The sequence below is a fragment of the Janthinobacterium agaricidamnosum genome (genome assembly GCF_003667705.1).
Taxonomy (GTDB): domain Bacteria; phylum Pseudomonadota; class Gammaproteobacteria; order Burkholderiales; family Burkholderiaceae_D; genus Janthinobacterium.
Genome location: NZ_CP033019.1, coordinates 5,400,352 through 5,420,701 on the forward strand (window position 1 = coordinate 5,400,352; position 20,350 = coordinate 5,420,701).

26 protein-coding genes and 1 tRNA gene are annotated in these 20,350 nt (G+C 59.9%); 18 read left to right on the forward strand and 9 right to left on the reverse strand.

What is annotated here, in order from left to right:
• Position 1: 1 nt before the first annotated feature.
• From D9M09_RS24445 to D9M09_RS24480, 8 genes are read left to right on the forward strand one after another with little or no spacing between them, the layout of a single operon-like run.
• Entirely contained in the window at positions 2-484 is a 483-nt protein-coding gene (locus D9M09_RS24445; RefSeq protein ID WP_121670589.1) for a hypothetical protein, read from the forward strand.
• Between the two features lie 33 nt (positions 485-517).
• Positions 518-1,693 carry a phage tail sheath protein gene (locus D9M09_RS24450; RefSeq protein ID WP_121670590.1) on the forward strand — a complete coding sequence of 392 codons (1,176 nt, stop codon included), beginning with the start codon at positions 518-520 and terminating at the stop codon, positions 1,691-1,693.
• Positions 1,694-1,746: 53 nt separating this feature from the next.
• Positions 1,747-2,256 (forward strand): phage major tail tube protein, encoded by a 510-nt coding sequence (locus D9M09_RS24455; protein ID WP_121670591.1) that lies wholly within the window; start codon positions 1,747-1,749, stop codon positions 2,254-2,256.
• Between the two features lie 34 nt (positions 2,257-2,290).
• A complete protein-coding gene (locus tag D9M09_RS24460) occupies positions 2,291-2,599 on the forward strand; it encodes a phage tail assembly protein (protein WP_121670592.1) in 309 nt (102 codons plus the stop codon).
• 8 nt (positions 2,600-2,607) lie between these two features.
• Positions 2,608-2,721, forward strand: coding sequence for a GpE family phage tail protein (locus D9M09_RS24465; protein WP_071650284.1), 114 nt, complete (start codon positions 2,608-2,610; stop codon positions 2,719-2,721).
• Positions 2,722-2,751: 30 nt separating this feature from the next.
• Positions 2,752-5,601 (forward strand): phage tail tape measure protein, encoded by a 2,850-nt coding sequence (locus tag D9M09_RS24470; RefSeq protein WP_121670593.1) that lies wholly within the window; start codon positions 2,752-2,754, stop codon positions 5,599-5,601.
• 16 nt (positions 5,602-5,617) lie between these two features.
• Positions 5,618-6,226: a phage tail protein gene (locus D9M09_RS24475; protein ID WP_121670594.1), complete on the forward strand. Its 609-nt coding sequence runs from the start codon at positions 5,618-5,620 to the stop codon at positions 6,224-6,226.
• Entirely contained in the window at positions 6,223-7,494 is a 1,272-nt protein-coding gene (locus tag D9M09_RS24480; protein ID WP_121670595.1) for a phage late control D family protein, read from the forward strand. The genes D9M09_RS24475 and D9M09_RS24480 overlap by 4 nt, the downstream gene beginning before the upstream one ends.
• Before the next feature lie 93 nt (positions 7,495-7,587).
• Here the strand turns inward: D9M09_RS24480 and D9M09_RS24485 are convergent, their stop codons facing one another.
• From D9M09_RS24485 to D9M09_RS24495, 3 genes are all read right to left on the reverse strand, one after another.
• Positions 7,588-7,836, reverse strand: a complete 249-nt coding sequence (locus tag D9M09_RS24485; RefSeq protein ID WP_121670596.1) for a hypothetical protein — start codon at positions 7,834-7,836, stop codon at positions 7,588-7,590.
• A 206-nt stretch (positions 7,837-8,042) separates the two neighbouring features.
• Entirely contained in the window at positions 8,043-8,291 is a 249-nt protein-coding gene (locus D9M09_RS30115; RefSeq protein ID WP_162995786.1) for a DUF1496 domain-containing protein, read from the reverse strand.
• 25 nt (positions 8,292-8,316) lie between these two features.
• Positions 8,317-8,763 (reverse strand): helix-turn-helix domain-containing protein, encoded by a 447-nt coding sequence (locus D9M09_RS24495; RefSeq protein WP_121670598.1) that lies wholly within the window; start codon positions 8,761-8,763, stop codon positions 8,317-8,319.
• A 312-nt stretch (positions 8,764-9,075) separates the two neighbouring features.
• On the opposite strand from D9M09_RS24495, the gene D9M09_RS24500 reads away from it, so the two are divergent.
• From D9M09_RS24500 to D9M09_RS24545, 10 genes are all read left to right on the forward strand, one after another.
• On the forward strand, positions 9,076-9,273 hold the full coding sequence (locus D9M09_RS24500) for a hypothetical protein (protein ID WP_034745824.1): 198 nt from the start codon (positions 9,076-9,078) through the stop codon (positions 9,271-9,273).
• 230 nt (positions 9,274-9,503) lie between these two features.
• A complete protein-coding gene (locus D9M09_RS24510; protein WP_121670599.1) occupies positions 9,504-9,767 on the forward strand; it encodes an ogr/Delta-like zinc finger family protein in 264 nt (87 codons plus the stop codon).
• Positions 9,768-9,890: 123 nt separating this feature from the next.
• Complete coding sequence (locus D9M09_RS24515) at positions 9,891-10,304, forward strand: hypothetical protein (protein WP_121670600.1); 414 nt, start codon at positions 9,891-9,893, stop codon at positions 10,302-10,304.
• A gap of 101 nt (positions 10,305-10,405) precedes the next feature.
• A complete protein-coding gene (locus D9M09_RS24520; protein WP_121670601.1) occupies positions 10,406-10,783 on the forward strand; it encodes a hypothetical protein in 378 nt (125 codons plus the stop codon).
• Positions 10,773-12,611 carry a replication endonuclease gene (locus tag D9M09_RS24525; RefSeq protein ID WP_121670602.1) on the forward strand — a complete coding sequence of 613 codons (1,839 nt, stop codon included), beginning with the start codon at positions 10,773-10,775 and terminating at the stop codon, positions 12,609-12,611. Before D9M09_RS24520 ends, D9M09_RS24525 begins: the two co-directional genes overlap by 11 nt.
• Positions 12,608-12,760 carry a hypothetical protein gene (locus tag D9M09_RS29250; protein ID WP_162995787.1) on the forward strand — a complete coding sequence of 51 codons (153 nt, stop codon included), beginning with the start codon at positions 12,608-12,610 and terminating at the stop codon, positions 12,758-12,760. The genes D9M09_RS24525 and D9M09_RS29250 overlap by 4 nt, the downstream gene beginning before the upstream one ends.
• Entirely contained in the window at positions 12,754-12,993 is a 240-nt protein-coding gene (locus D9M09_RS24530) for a hypothetical protein (RefSeq protein WP_121670603.1), read from the forward strand. Before D9M09_RS29250 ends, D9M09_RS24530 begins: the two co-directional genes overlap by 7 nt.
• Complete coding sequence (locus D9M09_RS24535; RefSeq protein WP_205602302.1) at positions 12,990-13,604, forward strand: hypothetical protein; 615 nt, start codon at positions 12,990-12,992, stop codon at positions 13,602-13,604. Before D9M09_RS24530 ends, D9M09_RS24535 begins: the two co-directional genes overlap by 4 nt.
• A gap of 10 nt (positions 13,605-13,614) precedes the next feature.
• Positions 13,615-13,839: a DUF4224 domain-containing protein gene (locus D9M09_RS24540; RefSeq protein ID WP_121670604.1), complete on the forward strand. Its 225-nt coding sequence runs from the start codon at positions 13,615-13,617 to the stop codon at positions 13,837-13,839.
• Between the two features lie 19 nt (positions 13,840-13,858).
• Positions 13,859-14,848 carry a tyrosine-type recombinase/integrase gene (locus tag D9M09_RS24545; protein ID WP_240453463.1) on the forward strand — a complete coding sequence of 330 codons (990 nt, stop codon included), beginning with the start codon at positions 13,859-13,861 and terminating at the stop codon, positions 14,846-14,848.
• An 18-nt stretch (positions 14,849-14,866) separates the two neighbouring features.
• On the opposite strand, the gene D9M09_RS24550 is transcribed toward D9M09_RS24545, so the two are convergent.
• The 6 genes from D9M09_RS24550 to rfbB all read right to left on the reverse strand — a co-directional run bounded on the left by D9M09_RS24550 (position 14,867) and on the right by rfbB (position 20,159).
• Entirely contained in the window at positions 14,867-16,024 is a 1,158-nt protein-coding gene (locus tag D9M09_RS24550; RefSeq protein WP_121670606.1) for a Fic family protein, read from the reverse strand.
• A 340-nt stretch (positions 16,025-16,364) separates the two neighbouring features.
• A tRNA-Gly gene (locus tag D9M09_RS24555) sits at positions 16,365-16,438 on the reverse strand.
• Positions 16,439-16,684: 246 nt separating this feature from the next.
• Complete coding sequence (gene rfbD, locus D9M09_RS24560) at positions 16,685-17,557, reverse strand: dTDP-4-dehydrorhamnose reductase (RefSeq protein WP_121670607.1); 873 nt, start codon at positions 17,555-17,557, stop codon at positions 16,685-16,687.
• A gap of 39 nt (positions 17,558-17,596) precedes the next feature.
• Positions 17,597-18,142, reverse strand: a complete 546-nt coding sequence (gene rfbC, locus D9M09_RS24565) for a dTDP-4-dehydrorhamnose 3,5-epimerase (RefSeq protein WP_070220504.1) — start codon at positions 18,140-18,142, stop codon at positions 17,597-17,599.
• A gap of 44 nt (positions 18,143-18,186) precedes the next feature.
• Positions 18,187-19,080, reverse strand: coding sequence for a glucose-1-phosphate thymidylyltransferase RfbA (gene rfbA, locus D9M09_RS24570; RefSeq protein ID WP_070220506.1), 894 nt, complete (start codon positions 19,078-19,080; stop codon positions 18,187-18,189).
• Positions 19,080-20,159 carry a dTDP-glucose 4,6-dehydratase gene (gene rfbB / locus D9M09_RS24575; RefSeq protein ID WP_070220508.1) on the reverse strand — a complete coding sequence of 360 codons (1,080 nt, stop codon included), beginning with the start codon at positions 20,157-20,159 and terminating at the stop codon, positions 19,080-19,082. Before rfbB ends, rfbA begins: the two co-directional genes overlap by 1 nt.
• Positions 20,160-20,350: the final 191 nt, after the last annotated feature.

The window sequence follows — 20,350 nt, forward strand, 5'->3', positions numbered from 1 at the left end:
CATGGCCGTCAGATATTCACCGAGTACAGGTTTTTTTTACCCCGTCAACATCGATTACCAGGACGTCCCATCCGATGTGTTTGAGGTATCCGATGCTGACCACTTGGCCGCCCATACCGCCCGCGCATCCGGCGGATCGTTCAGGTTTGTCAAAGGGACGCTGCGCATCACGCCGGCCCCTGCCATTCCCTATGGCCAGGTGTGCGCCGTCTACCTCAATACCGTTCGCGCGCGCCGTGACGGCATCCTCAACCGCCTGGCCGGCATCGGCTTTGCCGCCATGGCCAGCGGCGACGCAGACACGGTGCGCGCCATCACGGCGGCGCGCGCCTGCCTGCTCGACATCACCATCTGCGCGACGGTCGCCGCCGCCCAGGATATGGACGCCCTGCAAGCGGCCGTCAGCGCCGAATTCCAGCGCATCGCCGACGCCTTGCCGCAAGAGGCCCGGCGCGCCTTCGATGATGCAGGCAGCAGCCAGTAACACCCGACATTTACCAACAACCAGGAGAGCAACATGGCTACCGACTACCACCATGGCGTGCGCGTCATTGAAATCAACGAGGGTTCGCGCCCGATCCGCACCGTATCCACCGCCGTGCTGGGCCTGATCGCCACGGCTGACGATGCCGACCCCGTGGCCTTCCCGCTCGACACCCCCGTGCTCGTCACCAACGTGCTGGCCGCCATGGGCAAGGCCGGCAAGACGGGCACCTTGTACCGCAGCCTGCAGGCCATCGCCGCGCAAACCAAACCCCTGACCATCGTGGTGCGCGTGGCGCAGGGCGAAACGGAAGCGGAAACCACCAGCAACGCCGTGGGCGGCGTGTCGCCCGATGGCAAGTACCTGGGCGCCCAGGCGCTGCTGGCCGCGCAAAGCAAGCTGGGCGTGAAACCGCGCATCCTGGGCGCGCCGGGACTGGACACCCAGGCCGTGACGAATGCCATGGCCAGCGTGGCGCAGCGCCTGCGCGCCTTCTTGTATGCCGCCGCCTATGGCTGTGCCACCGTCACGGCGGCCACCACCTATCGCGGCCAGTTCGGGCAACGCGAAGTGATGATGATCTGGCCGGATTTTGTGAACTGGAATACCGCCACCGACGAAGAGGCCAGCATTTCCGCCGTCGCCTACGCCATGGGCCTGCGCGCCAAGATCGACGAGGAAACGGGCTGGCACAAGACTTTGTCGAATGTCGTCGTCAACGGCCCCACCGGCATCAGCAAGGACGTGTTTTTCGACCTGCAAGACCCGGCCACCGATGCCGGTGTGCTCAACGCCAAGGAAGTGACCACCCTGATTAACATGGGCGGCTACCGCTTCTGGGGTTCGCGTACCTGCGAGGCGCCGGGCGGCTTCTTCTATTTCGAAAGCTACACGCGCACGGCCCAAGTGCTGGCCGACACCATCGCCGAAGCGCATTTCGCCTATGTGGACCTGCCCTTGCATCCGTCCCTGGTGCGCGACCTGCTGGAAAGCATCAACGCCAAGTTCCGCGACCTGAAATTGCAGGGCTACATCATCGACGGCCACGCCTGGTATGACGAGCAATACAACGACAAGACGGCGCTGAAAGACGGCAAGCTGGCCATCGATTACGACTACACGCCCGTGCCGCCGCTGGAAAACCTGAAATTCCAGCAGCGCATTACCGACCGCTACCTGGCCGACTTCGCCTCGCGTATCGCCGCCTAAGCGCCACCACCCTGCCCGCACCTGCGCGGGCGCATTGAAATACTGGAGAAATTATGGGCCTGCCCCGCAAACTGAAAAACTTCAACCTGTTCCAGAACGGCGTCTCCTTCATGGGCATGGTGCCCGAAGTCACCTTGCCCAAGCTCAGCCGCAAGATAGAAGAGTACCGCGCCGGCGGCATGAGCGGCCCCGTGTCCGTGGACTTCGGCAACGAGGCGCTCTCGCTGGAATGGAGCGGCGGCGGCCTGATCGCCGAAGCCCTGAAACAGTACGGCGCGCACACGCACGGCGCCGTGCAATTGCGCTTTGCCGGCGCCTACCAGGAAGACGATGACGGCACAGTCGCCGCCGTCGAAGTCGTCGTGCGCGGCCGTTACAAGGAAATCGATATGGGCGGCGCCAAGATGGGCGACGACACCACCCATAAATACACGATGGCCTGCAGCTATTACAAGCTGCTGATCGACGGCACCACCGTCATCGAACTGGACTTCATGAGTGGTACGGAGAACTTTGGCGGCGGCGACACCAATGCGGCCATCCGCAAGGCCATCGGCCTGTAATCCCCCTTTTACTTACCAACACAAGGACCACACCATGAACAACGATACCCAAAACCAAGCCGTCATCGAGCTGGACGAACCAATCAAGCGCGGCGACAGCCTCATCACCTCGCTGACCGTGCGCAAGCCCAAGGCGGGCGCGCTGCGCGGCATTTCCCTGATCGAGCTGGCCAACCTGAACGTATCGGCCCTGCAGATTGTGCTGCCGCGCATCACTGAGCCCACCTTGACGGCGCACGACATCGCCAACATGGACCCGGCCGACCTGCTGGCCGTGGGCGTCGAGGTTGCCGGTTTTTTGGCGAGCAAAGTAGATCGCCTTTCGGTATCCCCGGCGAAGTAGAAGACGCCATGGCCGACATTGCCGGCGTCTTCCACTGGACGCCGGCAGCGATGGACGGCTTTACGATTGATGAACTGATGGCCTGGCGCGAACGCGCCCGGCAGCGAAGCGGAGCGGAATAAATGGCTGGTCGGGATTTGAGATTACAGGTAGTGTTTGCGGCACTGGACAAGATCACCGGCCCGCTGAAAAAGATCATGGGCGGCTCCAGCGATACGGCCAAGGCGCTGAAGGCCACCAGTGACCGCTTGCGCGACTTGAACGCACAGCAAAAGAACATCAGTAAATTCCGCGAGCTGCATGGCGGCCTGGACGCCACCCGCGCCAAGCTGGAAGCGGCGCAGCAGAAGGTGGCCAGTCTGGCCACCAAGATGAAACAGGCGGAGGCGCCCACGCGGGCCATGACGCGCGAGTTTAACGCCGCCACCAAAGCGGCCGGCGCCTTGAAGACGGCAGGCCAGCAACAGGCCCAGCAACTGCAGGTCATGCGCGAGCGGCTCGCGGGCGCCGGCATCGGCACCAAAGACCTGGCCAACCACGAGCGCACCTTGCGCCGCGAGATCGAGGCCACCAACAAAACCATGACGCTGCAGCAGCAGAAGCTGGCCAACGCGGCCACCAAGCAGCAGCGCGTCACCAATGCCACCCAGCACGCCGACAAACTGCGCAGCAAAGCGGGCAGCATTGCCATGGCGGGCGCTGGCGCGACAGCAGCCGGCGCGGTCATGGCCATGCCCATAGCCAAGGGGCTGCACGAGGCGAAGCATTACCAGCTGGAAAAGGCCCGCGTCAATGCCTTGGGCTTGGGGCCTAAAACCAGCCAGCAGGCAATCGCCTTTGCCAAGAACATGAAGACCTACGGCACCAGCCAGAACGAAAACCTGGAACTGGTGCGCGACGCGATGTCGATCTTTGGCGATCTTCACCACGCGGAAATGGTCGCGCCTACCCTGGCCAAGATGAAGTTTGCCAACAAGGCGTTCTTCGGCGCCGAGTCGGGCGAAGAAAACGAACGTATCTTCATGGACCTGTTGAAAGTCATCGAGCAGCGCGGCGGCACGGCCAGTTCGGAGAAGTTCCACGATCAGGCCAACATGATGCAAAAGGTCATCACGGCCACGGGCGGGCGCGTGGGGCCGACGGAGTGGCTGAACTTCATCAAGACGGGCGGCATTGCCGCCAAGATCATGGACGACAAGCAGTTCTATTACCAGATGGAACCGCTGGTGCAGGAAGTCGGCGGCCACCGTGCCGGCACGGCCCTGATGTCCGGCTATTCGAACCTGTATCAGGGGCGCACCACCAAGCGCGCCGTGACCAATCTGGAAAACCTGGGACTGATCGGTGACCACAGTAAAGTGAAGCACGATAAAGTCGGTCAAATCTCTACGCTTGGCCCTGGCGCCCTGCTTGGCAGTGACATTTTCCGGCGCAGCCAATTTGAGTGGCTGGAGCAAGTGCTGTTGCCACAACTGGAAAAGAAAGGCATCACGGATCCCAAGAAAATTGAGGACACCATCGGCAGCCTGTTTTCGACGCGCACGGCCGGCAATCAGTTTCTGGATATGTTCAAGCAACGCATCCAGATGCACAAGAACGCCAAGCTGAACGCAGGCGCGTATGACATCGAGCAGATTTATGACTTGGGCAAGCAGCAGGCCGGCGGCGCCGAACTGGAAGCGACGGCCAGGCTGGCCAACCTGAAACTGACCATGGGCGAGAAAATCCTGCCGCTGTACGCGCAGGGGCTGGAAATGGCGATCAGTGCCATCACGCGCCTGAACGCCTTCATGGAGCGCAACCCGACCGTGGCCAAGGTCATGATCGCCGGCTTTGCCGTGCTGGCCGGCCTGCTGCTGGTGCTGGGGCCGCTGATGCTGGGCATCGCCGCCCTGATCGGCCCGTATGCCATGCTGCACGTCATGTTCGCCAAGATGGGCGTGACGGGCGGCGTGCTCACGCCCATCATGCGCGGCCTGGGCGGCGCCTTCATGTGGGCCGGCCGGGCCGCGCTGGGGTTCGGTACAGCACTGCTGACAACGCCGGTAGGCTGGGTCATCTTGGCCATTGCAGCCATCGCCGGCGCCGCCTACCTGATCTACAAATATTGGGAGCCAATCAAGGGTTTCTTTCGCGGCCTGTGGTCTGACGTCAAGACGGCCTTTGCCGGCGGCGTCGTCGGCGTGAATAACCTGATCGCCAACTGGTCGCCACTGGGCCTGTTCTATCGTGCCTTTGCAGGCGTGCTGGGCTGGTTCGGCATCGCGCTGCCGGCCAAGTTCACCGACTTCGGCGCCAGCCTCCTGCAGCGCATCAGCGCCTCCTGGCAACCTATCGCCGCTTTCTTCGCCGACATCTGGTCGCGCCTGCGCACCGTTTGCGCGGGCGGCATGGGCAGCATCACGGCCCTGATTATCAACTGGTCGCCGGTCGGCGTGTTTTATCAGGCATTCGCGGGCGTGTTGAGCTGGTTCGGCATCAAGCTGCCGGCGCAGTTCACCGAGTTCGGCGCCAACATCCTGCGCGGCCTGGTCAACGGCATCACCGGCTCCATGGGCGCCGTCAAGGACGCCATCAGCAATGCCGGTTCCAGCACCATTGCCTGGTTCAAGGAAAAGTTGGGCATCCACAGCCCAAGCCGCGTGTTTGCCCAGCTGGGCGACTACACCATGCAGGGCCTGGTCGTGGGCCTGGACCGCAGCGAGGGCGCGCCGATTGCCAAGGTATCCGGCCTGGCGCAGCGCCTGACGCAATTGGGCGCCGGCATTGCCATCGGCACGGCCACCGCCCTGCCGGCCAGCGCCTTCGACATGCGCGCGCCGCTGTCGCAGGGCGGGTTCGGTGCCGGCATGACGATTCAAGGCGACAAGATCGAAATCACGATCCAGGCGCAAGCCGGTTCCGATCCGCAGGCCATCGCGCGAGCCGTATATGCAGCCATGGAGCAGCGCGACCGCGAAAAGGCGGCACGCATCCGCTCGTCTCTGCGCGACCACGATTAAGAAAGAAAAACACACCATGATGATGATTTTAGGAATGTTCGTGTTCAGCCTGCCGACGCTGGCCTATCACGAGCTGCAGCGGCAAACGGAATGGAAGCACGCCAGCACGGCCCGCGTGGGCCTGCGCGATGCGCACCAGTACGTGGGGCCAGGTGACGACACCATCACCCTGTCGGGCTGGGTGGCGCCAGAACTGACCGGCTCCCTGTACTCGCTCGATGCGCTGCGTATGATGGCCGACACAGGTAAATCGTGGATACTGATCCAGGGAACGGGCCGCATACTCGGCTCCTACCGCATCACCAGCATGACAGAGGGGCGCAGCATCCTGGACGGCAGCGGCGGCGCGCGCCGCGTCGAGTTCTCGATTGCGCTCAAGCGCGATGACGACGGCGTGCTGGCCATGGTGGGCCTGGGCGACATCGGCGACCTGAAAAACATGCTCAGTATCGACGGCATGACCAGCAGCATCGCGGGCGCGGCCAGGAATGCCGTGGGCAGCGTGGTCGGCAATGTGGTCGGTGGCATCACGTCGAAATACGGCGGCGTGGTCAGCGAGATGAAAGACAAGATCGGCGGCGGCATCAGCGGCGCCATCGGCAGCGCGGCGGACAAGTTCAAATGAGCGAGCATATCCCCGCCTTCAAGGTCAGCATCGAGGACAAGGATTTGACGGCCATCGTCTCGCCGCGGCTGATTAATCTGACCTTGACCCTGTGCCGTGGCGACGAGAGCGACCAGCTCGACATTTCCCTGGACGACAGCGACGGCAAACTGGCGCTGCCGCCGCGCGGCGCGCAGATCGCCCTGGCGCTGGGCTGGCAAGCGTCCGGCCTGGTGGACATGGGCAAGTTCACCGTCGACGAGGTGGAGCACAGCGGCGCGCCCGACACCATCACCCTGCGCGCCAGGTCGGCCAACCTGATCGACACCTTCAAGCAGCAGCAGGAACACAGCTTTCACAAGACCACCCTGGGCGCCATCATCGAGGCGATTGCCTTTCGCAACGAGCTGGCGTCGGGCGTGTCGGCACGCCTGCGCGATACCGCCATCGAGCACATCGACCAGACGCACGAGAGCGATGCGGCCTTCTTGCGCCGGCTGGGCCGGAAGTACGACGCCGTGGCCACCGTCAAGAACGACACCTTGCTCTTCATCCCCATCAACCAGAGCCGCACCGCCAGCGGCAAGGCGCTGCCTGTGATTCCCATCACGCGCGCCCTGGGCGACGGCCACCGCTACCACAGCGCCGAAAGCGACGCCTACACGGGCGTGCGCGCCTTCTGGCACGACGAGCGCTACGCGCGCCGCCGCAGCGTCGTGGCGGGCGTACCCGGCAACAGCAAGCGCCTGCGCACCACCTTCGCCAATGAAACAGACGCACGCGCGGCGGCCGTGGCCGAATGGCAGCGCATCCTGCGCGGCCTAGCCACCTTTGAAATGAGCCTTGCCCTGGGCAACCCGGCCGTGTTCCCGCAATCGCCCGTGACGGTGCAAGGCTTCAAGCCCGAGATCGACGCCACCGAATGGCTATCGATCAAGGTCACACACAGCCTGGGCGGCAACGGCTTTACCACGCGGGTGGAGTTTGAAACGAAGACGGAAGCGGTCGAGGCCGAGCGCGAGGACGAGAAAGACCCGGACGAAGGCGTCACGGGCGTGGTGGCCAGGTGGAAGGACGTGGCGGCGAAGAAGAAAAAGGCGGGGCAGGAACAGGCCGGCGCCAAGGGCACGCTCAAGACGTTGGAGCATCTTTACAAGAGCAGGCAGGCCGCCAAGCGGGCGGTCATGCGTGCGTGGAAGCGTATCGAAGAAGTGCGGGACATCATCCGCGAAAACAGCGAGGAACCTTGGAAGCCTACGCAAACTCTGGCCGAAGGAGAAACAGCGTGAAGGTATCGCATTTCCCCAAGCTCACCTTGCAGCGCCAAGCAGGTGTATGTCGGATTCAAGTGCCATTCAGGAGCACCTGTATAACTGCATAGGTCATTTCTTTTGCGGACCCGGGAAGTGCTTAACGAATTTGATCGTGAAGTCTGGGAAGTTCTCCACGAGCTGGACTTTGAAGTTTGGGAAGTTATCGACGATTTGCCACGTCCCCGGCTTATTCGGGAAGTGATCGACCTCGAGCACGTGAAGATCCGCGAAATTCTCGACCACCTTCACTTTAAAGTCAGGGAAGTGTTCTACGTACTTGATCTTCCCAAAAATCTTGCTTACGTCCATTTTTGCCATCGCTTATCCTTGTGAGATCCCGGTACTAAATTTTGATTGTCAATTTGTATGCGTGCTCTACGCGCCGTGCGCCAACATTGACCGGCTGCTTCTGGCCGCCAGCGGTCCAAGATCATAACAAGTTGCATAGCGGGGAAAGTCACACATTGTCACGCTCTCGTGAATGGTCGTCTCTGGCAGCAGGACGACCAGTCGGTCCAAGGTTGCTAACTCCAGTTACCGCTCACCCAAGTGGGCAAACCGTCAGAGGAAGTAGATGCGCACTCACATTTGACCCCGTGCGCCGTCTCGATAACGATACCAAGTGAATACGGCTTCCCGTCGTAATAACATGAATTTTTGACAAATCTTGTGGCCGTGGAAGTCTTTATTTCACATCTATATTGCGGCCAGCAGCAGGCAAAGAGCAATGGGACTAGAGCGGCAACTTTCCATTTTCCTACGCTCGTAAGCAACGAGAACCTGCCCTTTCGCCACGAGTTACGTCGGTGATTTTTTTTTGCGACCCATGTTGATCGTTTGGGGAGCCGTAATATCTCCGTGAATTTGCTGGCCTACTTTGCCATGAAATACCATTTGCGTCTTGCCTTCGATTCCTCTAGATGACGGGGCAATAGCTGGCTCCGTAATTCCCTCAACAACGCCAAGTACGCGTGCTTTTCCTCGCAAGTCCAACTTGCGATATCCGACTAGTAGCTCATTCTCGTCCTCGGTCAACGTGGCGCTTGCGGCCGTGCCATGCAACACATATTGCGTATCGACGCCCACTGATGCGATGGCAATTAGATAATCCGCGCTAGGAAATCTCTTGTCTTGTTCGTAATTAATTTGTGTGCCCTTCTCGACCTTCCCAACCAGTGCGAATTCCGGTTGAGTCATGCCTAGTCGCTTCCGTTCGCTTTTTAAGCGCTGCCCTAATGTATCCATATGTCTATCTTTTAGTTGCAAAGTACAATTTTTTGTACTAAAGTGACGTCATTACCATGTGACGTATACAAATCATATCCTATGACATCTACCGCTCCAGTCACGCGCCAGCCGAAGAACCCACTTTCGCAGCCAATCCCGATTCGCTTGCTCCCCCCTGAGATCGAGCGCGTGGAAAAATTCGCACAGCAAGACTCCCGTTCGCGGGCATCGTTTATGCGCCTAATGCTGCTACGTGGCCTGCAATCTTACGAGGCCGAACTCGAACAATTCTCCCTTGTCCATCACGCCTAACAGCACAGGAGCAGGCCCATGTATCCCGATCCAAAACGCGTCCGTAACAACCGTGTCATGGTGCGCCTTGACGAATATGAGTATGACGTCCTGGCCGCCATCGCCAATTATCAGGGCGAGGAACTGGCGCCGTTTCTGCGGCAGCTCGCGCTTCGCCAGGCGGCAATAGTGCTTGGCGACGACAACAGTGTCACCTTACCCAGCATTGCTGCCTAAATGAAGTCACCAATCAGCAACTTTTGAGCAGCCGAAAATATGCCCGACCGTTCCGTACCTGTAGAAACATGCGATGAAGACCAAGACACGTTTGAACGTGTCCGAATACAGCAGGGCTTGGACACCATCGACCAGGCTATTGAGTGGTTGATTAAGGATAACGTACGAATCGGGATTCGCAAGATGAGCGGCCGAGGCCGTGCCCTGTATCAAGTGAAAAGAAAGAACAAATGAGAGTCATCGGCCTGCCCTGCCCGCATTGCGAATACACCGTCCGCGCCGTTAAAAGCCGCATGATGTCCGCCATGTTCAAGGAAATCACCTACATGTGCCAGAACCCCGAATGCGGGCACTCCTTCGTGGCAGGCCTGGAAGTACTGCGCACTCTCTCGCTGTCCGCCATGCCCAAGCCGGATATTCGCATCCCGATGTCCCAGCATGCGCGCACAGCGGCCACCAGCCAACTGGCCCTGGACCTGACTGCGGGGTGCTGATGAACGCCTTACCTATCCTCGCGCCGCCGTAACCCGGCCGCTGTAACTCCCCTCTTTTGCTGTGCCCTGCTGCGCTCCCTTTTGAGCGTGCGGGATTCGTTCAACCAAAAATAAGGAAATCCGATGCAAAACAGTCTGCAAGCCGCCAGTGCGGCACCGTTGCGCCCGACCTGCGGCACGAACTGCCCTACGCTTGCGCAATGCGTCATCCCGGTGGCGCCCACCTGCTTCCTGCTTCAGCCCGGCAGCGAGACGGACATCGGCGCATTAACCAACTATCTTCACGTCGTCGCCAATACATGCCACACGTTCGGCGCGCGCAATCTCACGTTTATCGTTAGCGATGAGTGGGCGCTACAACTGGCCGGCTTCTTTGATGCGGCAAACCAGCGCAAGCTAATTGGCGATCTGCCTATCGAAATTCGCTTCCTGTTTGCCAGCAATGACGGCGCTTTCGTTTGGGGAAGCTCTGAGCTTACGGCGCACTACCTGGCCAAGTATTTCGTCAAGCACTCCGTATCGCCAGAGGCCTGCTAATGCTGCGCGCGCTCAAGTCCGTCGCCATCTGGCTGCTGTCGCTCCTGATAGTCATCACCCCTGCCGTGCTGCAGGCCATCGGCGCCATCAAGGACTGAACCATGCCGGCGTCCCTTATCGACAATCACCTGTCGTTCCTGCCTGCGTCGGCCATCCTCGCCGCGCGCGACAAGGACGTGCCGACGCCCCCAGGGGCGCCGGAGGCACTGGCAGCCATCGCAGCGGCAAAAGCCAGCCTGGCCGAACGGGCCAGCTTGCGCGCCATCGAGCAGCGGCGTGCCAGCGAGGCGCGCTTTATCGCCCAGGCCTGGGGATTGTCGCCGCGCGGCGCGCGCCGTTCCGTGCTGATTGCCGCCGGCCTGGACGCCGACCGCTGGGAATCGCCCATCCACTCCTTTACCGAGGAAGAGCGCATCGAGTTGCGCGCCGCCACCTCTGCCGCTATCCGTGTGTACGAAAGACTGTTGAATGCAATCTAAACAAATCCTGCTGCCTGCTCCGCAACGCCACGAAGCCTTCTTGCGATCCGCCCAGTTCGCACCAGAGCTGGCCAGCATTCCATACAAATGGCGCAACCGCGTCATCACGGCCGCCCTGGCCAAGATGGCCTGGTCGTCCTGGCACAAAGTCTATGAATCCATCGCCACCAGCTTTGTGCGCGAGTTTGCCGAGCAGTACGTGCCGGCCGGCGTTGACCTGTCGCAGAGCGACCCTGATATCGTGGCCACTGCTGAGCGCGCGGCTGCTGGTGTGGTCAAGGCGCTCTGGTCGGCCACATCGGAAGCGCACGCCCTGCAGATCATGGCGGACGAATGCACCTCTTACGGCATCAAACTGCCAGAGTTCGAAAAGCAGGCCGACACCATCGCCCGCCTGGTCGATGCCCGCTGGTGGCGCCGCCAACTGCGCAAGAAGGTCAAGCGCGCTTTCGAGGCAGGCAATATCCGCCTGGGCTATGTGAAATATAGCGGCGAACCCTACGCCAGCAACGATGCCGTGCTATCGCGCCTGGCGCAGAACCGCCGCAACGCGGCAGCGCTAGCGGCCACTCTGGTGCAGAACGAAAACGGCCAGCAATTCAGCATCGCCGAGCTGGCTGAGAAAACGACTGCCAACAAGGCCATCCGGCGCGGCGAACTGATGCTGCGCATCAACGGCTTTGAGCAGATTGCCCGCGAACGCGGCGACCAGGGCATCTTTATCACCTGGACGTGCCCATCGCGCTTTCACGCCATGCAGCACAGTGGCAAGCCAAACGACAAGTTCGATGGCTCCACACCGCGCGAAGCGAATGCCTACTTGGGCAAGATGACGTCGCTTTGCCGCTCCGCGCTGGCGCGTCGGGGTATTGGCCTGTACGGCTTTCGCATCGCCGAGCCGCATCACGACGGCTGTCCGCATTGGCATCTGCTGCTGTTCGTGCGCCCCACCGCGAAATACAAGACAGCCCACCTGCAGGACGTGGCCGGCCGCGCCATCCGCATCATGAAGCGCTACGCATGGCGCGTGGACCGTGGCGAGCCGGGCGCCTTCGCGCGCCGCCTGGACGTGAAGCGCATCGACTGGGCCAAGGGCAGCGCCGCCGGCTACATCGCCAAGTACGTGGCAAAGAACATCGACGGCGTGGCCGAGCACAAGACGAAAGAGGGCTATGTCGTCACGGCCGACACCGAAGGCGATGTCGAGCTGACGCCATCGGCGCGCGTCGAGTCCTGGGCCGCGTGCTGGGGCATCCGCCAATTCCAGCAATGGGGCGGCGCTCCCGTCACCGTGTGGCGCGAACTGCGCCGCATCGAGGAAAGCATGCTCAATGAAGCGCCGGCCGCCATGCGCCGCGCCTGGGACGCCGTGCAAAAGATCGACGGCGAAAAGCGCGCCTGCTGGGCCGAATACCTGCGCGCCCAGGGCGGCGCCCTGGTGCCACGCAAGGAACTGGTCGTCACCCTGGCCAAGGACGAAAAGACCGTCATAGGCCGCTATGGCGAAACGCTGCGCACCACGCCCTACGGCGTGCGCTGCAGCGATCTGATCGGCGTGGTCTTCAAGTCCGTGCGCCATACGTGGACGCCGGTACAGGCCACAGGCGGACGCGGGGTGGCTGTTGGGGTTGCCGTTCCTCGGACTCGTGTAAATAACTGTACGCACCCCGACCGCCATGCCCCGGCCACGCCGCCAGAGGCACCCGCGCCGAACCTTTCCGACGAGGCAAAAAGAGCACTGATTGCCGCCTGGGCGGCCGTCAACGCCTGCCCCTATCCCCGGCTGATCGTCCCCGACAACCCACCCCATGAAGGAAATGGCACATGAGCACCTATGCCGTGATCGTTCGCACGCAAACCGAACGCTTTGAATACGCCGCGATTGCCGCTTCCAGCGGCGACGCGATCCAGGCCGCCCTCGACCACTTCGGCGTGTGCGGCGTTACCGCCAAACTGAAAGGAGCACCGCAATGCTGAACACCCTGACCAATTCGCCGCGGCAAATCGCCCTGGGCGACCGCGTGACATTCGATACCGATGAAGGCTACCAAGCCGGCACCGTCAACGACCTGCGCCGCGATGTCGGCAATGGCGAGCTGCATGCGTGGGTGGAGCTGGACCACCAGTGGCCGGGCATGTTCCGCGCCGTGCCGCTGGGCGCCATCGAGGCGGTCAAGAAGGCAATCGCGCCCGTGGGGTGCCCAGCATGACGGCGGAACGCTCAGTACCGGCCGTGGCGGCCTTGTTCGTGCGCGCCAATTCGATCTACAAGACCATGCCGGCTGTTGACGCCTGGGATGCGGAACGCGACGCCCGCGCCTGGCCAGGTGGTGTGCCGGTGGTGGCGCATCCGCCTTGCCGTTCCTGGGGCACGCTGCGCCACCTGGCCAGGCCGCGCCCGGACGAAAAGGAACTCGCGGTGTGGGCCGTCGCCCAGGTGCGCAAGTTCGGCGGCGTGCTCGAGCACCCGAAGCGCTCGACCCTTTGGCCTCATTGCGGCTTGCCAGCGATCGGCGAGCGGGACAAATTTGGCGGCTGGACGCTGCCGATTTTCCAAAGCTCGTTTGGCCACCGCGCGGAAAAGGCCACCTTGCTGTACATCGTCGGCTGTGCGCCCGCTCAAATACCAGCTATGCCCATCGTCCTGGGCGACGCGTCGCATGTGATCGCCCCGTCCGGCCGCAACCGCGCCGGCGAGCGGCGCCGGAAAGGAGATCCGGGCTGGCGGCCGGAATGCGGCAAGGCGGAACGCGAGCATACGCCGCCCGAGCTGGCGCATTGGCTGGTGGCCCTGGCTCAACGCTGCGCGGTGCAAGCATAAGGAAATCCATATGAGCACGTTCCTGTCCATGGATGAGATCTGCGCCCTGACCGGCCGGAAGATGAAAACGAAGCAAATTGAGGCGCTGCGGAAGATGGGCCTCCCCTTTTGGGTCAACGCCATCGGGCGGCCGGTTGTCGCGGTCGCTGCAGTTGAGGGGCGCAAGGAAGCGCCACGGGAAAAAACATGGGTAATGCCAAGGATCAATAAAAATGGGTCGACGAAACACACGTAATTTGAATATGCCGCCGTGCATGCACCCGCGCACGCAGCGCAGCGGCAAGGTGTATTACTACATGTACACCAAGGACAAGCCGCGCAAGGAAATTCCACTTGGGCCCGACTTCATCCTGGCGCTGAAAAAATATGCTGAACTGAACATCGTGGTGGAGGTCATCGCCAACGCGACGTTCTCCGATGTCGAGAAGCGCTATCTGGTCGAGGCGGTGCCCAAGCTTGCCGCCAGCTCAGCCCGCATGTACCGCTCCGACATCAAGCACTTGCTGGCGGCATTTTCCGAGGCGCCGCTTGCGCAGATCAAGCCGATGCACATACGCCAGTTCCTGGACGATCGTGCAGACAAACCAACCACGGCGAATCGCTGCAAGCGCGTGTTTTCGACCATGTGGAACCATGCGCGCGGCTGGGGCTATACCGACCTGCCAAACCCATGCGAGGGCATACAGGGCCACTCCCTGCCCAAGCGCACCGTGTACATCACAGATGCAGTATTCGAGGCGGTATGGGGGCATGCGGGCGCCCCTTTGCGCGACGCCATGGATCTTGCCTACCTGACTGGCCAGCGGCCTGCCGACGCGTTGAAGATGACCGAAAGCGACATCATCGGTGGCTACCTGGTCGTAACACAAGAGAAAACCAAACAGCCCTTGCGCATCAAGGTTGTCGGCGAACTCGCCGCCTTGATTGAGCGCATCAAGGCACGCAAGGCGACACGCAGCATCGTCACTGCCGCGTTGCTGGTGAATGCCCACGGCAAGCGCCTGACGGGTCCGGCGCTGCGCTCGCAATTCGATGCAGCGAAAAAGCTGGCTGCCGAAAAGAATCCCGAATTGCTACCGGAGATCAAAAAATTCTGGTTCTATGACCTCCGCGCAAAAGCCGCCGACGACACCTCGGACCAACACGGAGACCAGGCGGCCAGCGATCTTTTAGGGCACGATAGCGTGAGGACCACGCAACGGCATTACCTGCGACGCGGGAAGATCGTCGAGCCGACGCGGTAAGCCGCGTTGCATGCCTGCTTACGCAGGGCCAAGCAAGGATGCGGAGATGAAGCCCTCGTTCGACAGCGCGTTGATGGCCCCGCGAAGCAGGTAGTTATTCGTAAAGCACATCGTGTACTGGCGTGCGCCAGGCTTAATGGGCTGCAACATCTTACCCTCCACCAGGCGCCTGATCTGGTAGGTGCGCTGAGCTGGATTTAGCCCAGGCATCACCTTGGCCAGATCGCCAGATTTTGCGGTGCCCAGCTTTACCACCTCAAGCAAAATCGCCTGCTCCTCATGCGTAATCAATTGCCGCTGGACCGAATAGGCAAGCGCGGGAATCAGGATTTTTTCCTTCAAGAAAGTGTAGTCGGTCAGCCGGTCCACTTTTTGCAGTTCATCCAGGATGCCTTGCAAAACGTAAGTGCACCAGCGATCCAGGCTTTCATCTGTTCCCTTGTCCGCGCATGAAAGCATCGCATAGTAGCGCTCACGGTCATTGCAAAAAACAGCGGTCGGGTTCAACACCCGTCCGCCGGTCTTGACGTTGAAGCCGTACTTGATCAGGAGAGCATAGGTCATCAAACGCACGACGCGCCCATTGCCATTGCTAAAGGGATGGACCCAACCAAAACGATGGTGTGCCAAGGCAACCTTGATCAAGGCATACTTGGGAGGATCATCTCGATTGATGAACCCCATCAGCTCTTCCATGTAACCAGGTACAAGGACAGGATCTGGCGGAAGGTGGTCTGACTTCGCAATGCGGACCGCTCCCGTTCGATATGCGCCAGGCGTGCGGTCGCCCTCTCTCTCCAGGTCATGCACTGCCAGCGCGTGCAGCTCCCGGATGAAGTGTTCCGAGACCGCAGAATTCGGCGTCACCACATCCTCGATATATTGCATCGCCTTTTCGATGTTGGAGATCTCGCGCACCTGGTCGCTATCGTTCGTGCCCCCTTCCACCGAAGTCTCGACGTAGTCTGCAAGAGTCGTATGGTTGCCCTCGATTCGCGCAGACCCGAGGCTTTCCAGCATGTGGAAAATATGCTTGAGCTGGAAGAAGGTTGACGCGGGCGTTGTGCCCCCAAGTTGCAATCGCCGCAAGTGTTCCAGTTCCGTGAGAACATCGACAAGTGGTGAGTCGAACGACGGATTTAAAAGTTTCAGGTCAAAGTGTTGGAAGTCTGGCATAGCGATCCTGCTTTTCTTAAATGGCGCAAAAGATTAAGTTGAATTTTCAAGATAATACACCTAAAAATCATATACTTACGCGTCATCGCTGAATATCACATATGTAATAATCCAAACTCACAAGTCAAGACATCTAAAATTCCGGGTAGGATTGTGGCTTTTAATGCAAGTTTCTCATCCGCGAACAGATGGAGAAATTGCTTATACAACAATTGAAATGAGTGAAATTTATTGCACAAACGGCAATCCAACCATGGCCCTGAAAAGCTCGCCTGAGCGCCTTTTGTGGAGCAATTTTTGCTTTGTGGAGCGGCGAAAACAGTTTTTCGCCGTTTTTCATTGGAGCGGGTGAAGGGAATCGAACCCTCGTCGTAAGCTTGGGAAGCTTCTGCTCTACCATTGAGCTACACCCGCGAAGCCTGCATTTTACGCGGGATGGCGAGTACTTGGCAAATTTGTGAAGTGCCGCGCATGGCTGCGACGTCCTCTTCAGGACCTGGACCATATGGCAAACATGGATATCGTTTTCAACGATCAGGTCTTTGGACTTCCGGTAGTTGACCAGCATTCTGTCGGCTCCGCCTGAGCAGCTCGGGACCTGGCTTGCCCCGCTAGTTCAGCTTTACAACGGCAATTGTTTCTCTTACATGTTTTATATCCTCAGTCCTGGCATAGTTTCAACGCATCCTGCCACTGCGGCAATCCGCAGAAGGCCTTCTTCAACCGTTCCGAAGACAGCACCGAATTGGCAGGCCGCCGTGCGGGTACCGGGTAGGCTTGCGCGAGTATCGGTCTGAGACGCGGCTTCTTGGCAATCGAGGCATTTGCCATGATCGCCTCAGTGAAGCCGAACCAGCTGGTTTGTCCCTGTGCCGTCAAGTGATATAAACCAGAGCGTTTGTCCCACCATGCTTGGCGGTTCGTGGCAACGACGCTTTGCGCCACGATATGCGCGGTGGTGTCGGCGATGGTGCGGCTCCAGGTGGGTGCACCGACCTGGTCGGAAACGATACTGAGCTCGTCGCGCTCCTGCGCCAGGCGGAGCATGGTCAGCAGAAAGTTCTTTCCATGCATGCTGTAGACCCAGCTGGTGCGCAGGATCAGATGCGGGATGCCGGCTGCCTGGATCGCCTGTTCGCCGGCCAGCTTGCTACTGCCGTACACATTGACAGGGCACGTCGGATCGGTCTCGACATAGGGACCGTTTTTCGATCCATCAAAGACATAATCAGTGCTGTAATGAATCATTGCAGCACCTAATTTTTTTGCTTCCTCGGCCATGACAGCCGGCGCCTCGCCATTGATGCGCATGGCCAACTCTGGCTCGCTTTCCGCCTTGTCGACGGCGGTGTAGGCGGCCGGGTTGACGATCAGCGTCGGCTTGATGCGGCGGATCATGTCGCGTACCTGGGTCAAATCGGCCAGATCCATCTGCCTGCGGTCGAGCGCTATGATTTCTCCCAGGCCTTGCAGGCTGCGTTCCAGTTCGTAGCCAACCTGGCCGGTTTTTCCTGTAATTAAGATACGGCTCATAATTGTTCCAGTGAATGCGGCACGGCTGTCTTGCCGTGCTCAGGCAAAGACGTCGGCATGGGCCAGCAACGTCGCGGCTTTGTCCTTGCCCGACAAGAGCGGTTCGCCGTCCAGCGGCCAGTCGATGCCGATTGCCGGATCATTCCACAAGATACTACGCTCAAATTCCGGCGCCCAGTAATCGGTGGTTTTGTACAAAAATTCAGCGTTGTCGCTGGTTACCAGGAAGCCGTGGGCGAAGCCTTCGGGAATCCATAGCTGGCGTTTGTTGGCAGCCGACAGCACCACGCCGACCCAGCGACCGAAGCTTGGCGAATTTTTACGCAGGTCGACGGTGACGTCGAATACTGCGCCGGCGGTGACGCGCACCAGTTTGCCTTGCGGCTGCTGGATCTGATAATGCAGGCCGCGCAACACCCCCTTGGCCGACTTGGAATGATTGTCTTGCACGAAAGAGCGCGTAACGCCGGTCAGTTCGGCAAAGCGCTTCTGGTTAAAGCTTTCATAGAAAAAGCCGCGGTCGTCACCGAATACCGTCGGTTCGAGTATCAATATGTCAGGTATGGCTGTGGTCTGGATTTGCATGGTATATCGGTATCGTATGAACTAGGTGGAAAGCGCGGCGCACCTCAGAATATTTTGTCGTCGAGCAAACGCAACAGATATTGACCGTAGGCGTTTTTCTTCAACGGCCGGGCTAGCTGCTCCAGTTTGGCGGCATCGATATATCCCTTGCGGTAAGCGATTTCCTCGGGGCAGGCAACTTTCAAGCCCTGGCGGTTTTCAATGGTAGCGATGAATTGGCCCGCTTCCAACAAGGATTCATGGGTGCCCGTATCAAGCCAGGCCATGCCGCGGCCCATCAATTCGACGTTCAATTGCCCGCGTTCCAAGTAGGCGCGGTTGACATCCGTGATTTCCAGCTCGCCACGCGCAGAAGGCACGATACTGGCGGCGATGTCGCAGACCTGGCTGTCGTAGAAATACAGGCCGGTGACGGCGTAATTCGATTTTGGCTTGAGCGGCTTTTCCTCGATGCTGACGGCGTGACGTTGCGCGTCGAAATCGATCACGCCATAGCGTTGCGGATCGGTGACATGGTAAGCGAACACGGTCGAGCCGCTGGTGCGTGCCGAGGCTACGCGCAACTGCGTTTCAAAGTCATGGCCATAATAGATGTTGTCGCCCAGAATCAGGGCCGATGGCGCATTGCCGACAAATTCTTTGCCAATGATGAACGCCTGTGCCAGGCCATCCGGCGTGGGTTGCACGGCGTAGCTGAGTTTGATGCCCCACTGGCTGCCGTCACCCAGCAACTCCTGGAAGCGCGGCGTATCTTGTGGTGTGGAAATGATCAGGATGTCGCGTATGCCAGCCAGCATCAGCGTGGTCAGCGGATAGTAGATCATCGGCTTGTCATACACGGGCAGCAGCTGCTTCGACACGGCCATGGTGACAGGGTACAGGCGCGTGCCGGAACCGCCTGCGAGGATGATGCCCTTGCGTTCGATGGCGTTTCCCATTATTGCTGCTCCTCGGCTGTGTCGCGTGCCGCGTAATTTTTCTCTACCCACTTCAGGTAATCGCCCGACTGCACATCACGTACCCAGACCTGGTTGTCCATATACCACTGGACGGTCTTGCGGATGCCAGTGGCGAAGGTTTCGGCCGGCTTCCAGCCCAGTTCGCGCTCGATCTTGCGCGCGTCGATGGCATAGCGACGGTCGTGGCCTGGGCGATCCAGTACGTAGGTGATTTGTTCGCGATAGCTGCCGGACGCCTTGGGATCGAGCGTATCGAGGATGTCGCACAAGATATGCACGACTTCCAGATTGGCCATTTCATTCCAGCCGCCCACGTTGTAGACCTCGCCCAGGCGTCCCGCTTCCAGGACGCGGCGGATCGCCGCGCAATGGTCGCCCACGTACAGCCAGTCGCGCACTTGCATACCATCGCCATAGATAGGCAAGGCCTTGCCGGCACGGGCATTGCTGATGATGAGCGGAATCAGTTTTTCCGGGAAATGGAAGGAACCATAGTTGTTAGAGCAGTTGGTGGTAAGCACCGGCATGCCATAGGTATGGAAATACGCGCGCACCAGATGATCGGACGCCGCTTTCGATGCCGAATAGGGACTGTTGGGCGCATACGGCGTCGTTTCCGTAAATGGCGGGTCGTTCGGTCCCAGGGTGCCGTACACCTCGTCGGTCGAGACGTGCAGGAAACGGAAGCCGTCCCTGGCGTCGCCTGTCAGGCCAGACCAGTAAGCACGTGCGGCCTCGAGCAGGCTGAAGGTGCCGTTGACGTTGGTGGTAATGAATTCGCCGGGGCTATGGATCGAGCGATCGACATGGCTCTCTGCGGCAAAATGCACGATGGCACGGGGCTGGTGTTCGGCCAGCAGGCGGGAGACGTGGGCAGTATCGCAAATATCGCCGCGTACGAAGATATGCCGCGGGTCTTGCTCCAGACTGGCCAGATTGCTGAGATTGCCAGCGTAGGTCAGTTTGTCAAAATTGATTACAGGCTCATCGTTGAGCGCCAGCCAGTCTCTTACAAAGTTGGAACCGATGAAGCCGGCGCCACCAGTCACTAAAATCATATTACTTTCCTTTGCTCACTTGAACGAATTCACAGGCGTTCCCGAGTGTGCAATCGTCGATGGACGACCTGACTGAACGTACTACTGCGACAGAGTATTATGTGTTTGATATTTTTTTTTGAATATTATGATACTCTCATTCGGGATTAATATGCGCAATCTTTCTTGAAGATGGCGTTAACCGTTTTCAG

Bases quoted from the DNA above. Each gene is read 5' to 3' on its own strand.
- D9M09_RS24465 (WP_071650284.1), top strand. From the start codon at position 2,608: ATGGCCGACATTGCCGGCGTCTTCCACTGGACGCCGGCAGCGATGGAC.
- D9M09_RS24500 (WP_034745824.1), top strand. From the start codon at position 9,076: ATGTATCCCGATCCAAAACGCGTCCGTAACAACCGTGTCATGGTGCGC.
- D9M09_RS24480 (WP_121670595.1), top strand. From the start codon at position 6,223: ATGAGCGAGCATATCCCCGCCTTCAAGGTCAGCATCGAGGACAAGGAT.
- D9M09_RS24520 (WP_121670601.1), top strand. From the start codon at position 10,406: ATGCCGGCGTCCCTTATCGACAATCACCTGTCGTTCCTGCCTGCGTCG.
- D9M09_RS24530 (WP_121670603.1), top strand. From the start codon at position 12,754: ATGCTGAACACCCTGACCAATTCGCCGCGGCAAATCGCCCTGGGCGAC.
- D9M09_RS24445 (WP_121670589.1), top strand. From the start codon at position 2: ATGGCCGTCAGATATTCACCGAGTACAGGTTTTTTTTACCCCGTCAAC.
- D9M09_RS24450 (WP_121670590.1), top strand. From the start codon at position 518: ATGGCTACCGACTACCACCATGGCGTGCGCGTCATTGAAATCAACGAG.
- rfbD (WP_121670607.1), bottom strand. From the start codon at position 17,557: ATGAGCCGTATCTTAATTACAGGAAAAACCGGCCAGGTTGGCTACGAA.
- rfbA (WP_070220506.1), bottom strand. From the start codon at position 19,080: ATGGGAAACGCCATCGAACGCAAGGGCATCATCCTCGCAGGCGGTTCC.
- D9M09_RS24510 (WP_121670599.1), top strand. From the start codon at position 9,504: ATGAGAGTCATCGGCCTGCCCTGCCCGCATTGCGAATACACCGTCCGC.
- D9M09_RS24535 (WP_205602302.1), top strand. From the start codon at position 12,990: ATGACGGCGGAACGCTCAGTACCGGCCGTGGCGGCCTTGTTCGTGCGC.
- D9M09_RS24545 (WP_240453463.1), top strand. From the start codon at position 13,859: ATGCACCCGCGCACGCAGCGCAGCGGCAAGGTGTATTACTACATGTAC.
- D9M09_RS24495 (WP_121670598.1), bottom strand. From the start codon at position 8,763: ATGGATACATTAGGGCAGCGCTTAAAAAGCGAACGGAAGCGACTAGGC.
- rfbB (WP_070220508.1), bottom strand. From the start codon at position 20,159: ATGATTTTAGTGACTGGTGGCGCCGGCTTCATCGGTTCCAACTTTGTA.
- D9M09_RS24550 (WP_121670606.1), bottom strand. From the start codon at position 16,024: ATGCCAGACTTCCAACACTTTGACCTGAAACTTTTAAATCCGTCGTTC.
- D9M09_RS24515 (WP_121670600.1), top strand. From the start codon at position 9,891: ATGCAAAACAGTCTGCAAGCCGCCAGTGCGGCACCGTTGCGCCCGACC.
- D9M09_RS24460 (WP_121670592.1), top strand. From the start codon at position 2,291: ATGAACAACGATACCCAAAACCAAGCCGTCATCGAGCTGGACGAACCA.
- D9M09_RS24455 (WP_121670591.1), top strand. From the start codon at position 1,747: ATGGGCCTGCCCCGCAAACTGAAAAACTTCAACCTGTTCCAGAACGGC.
- D9M09_RS24485 (WP_121670596.1), bottom strand. From the start codon at position 7,836: ATGGCAAAAATGGACGTAAGCAAGATTTTTGGGAAGATCAAGTACGTA.
- D9M09_RS24525 (WP_121670602.1), top strand. From the start codon at position 10,773: ATGCAATCTAAACAAATCCTGCTGCCTGCTCCGCAACGCCACGAAGCC.
- D9M09_RS29250 (WP_162995787.1), top strand. From the start codon at position 12,608: ATGAGCACCTATGCCGTGATCGTTCGCACGCAAACCGAACGCTTTGAA.
- D9M09_RS24475 (WP_121670594.1), top strand. From the start codon at position 5,618: ATGATGATGATTTTAGGAATGTTCGTGTTCAGCCTGCCGACGCTGGCC.
- rfbC (WP_070220504.1), bottom strand. From the start codon at position 18,142: ATGCAAATCCAGACCACAGCCATACCTGACATATTGATACTCGAACCG.
- D9M09_RS24540 (WP_121670604.1), top strand. From the start codon at position 13,615: ATGAGCACGTTCCTGTCCATGGATGAGATCTGCGCCCTGACCGGCCGG.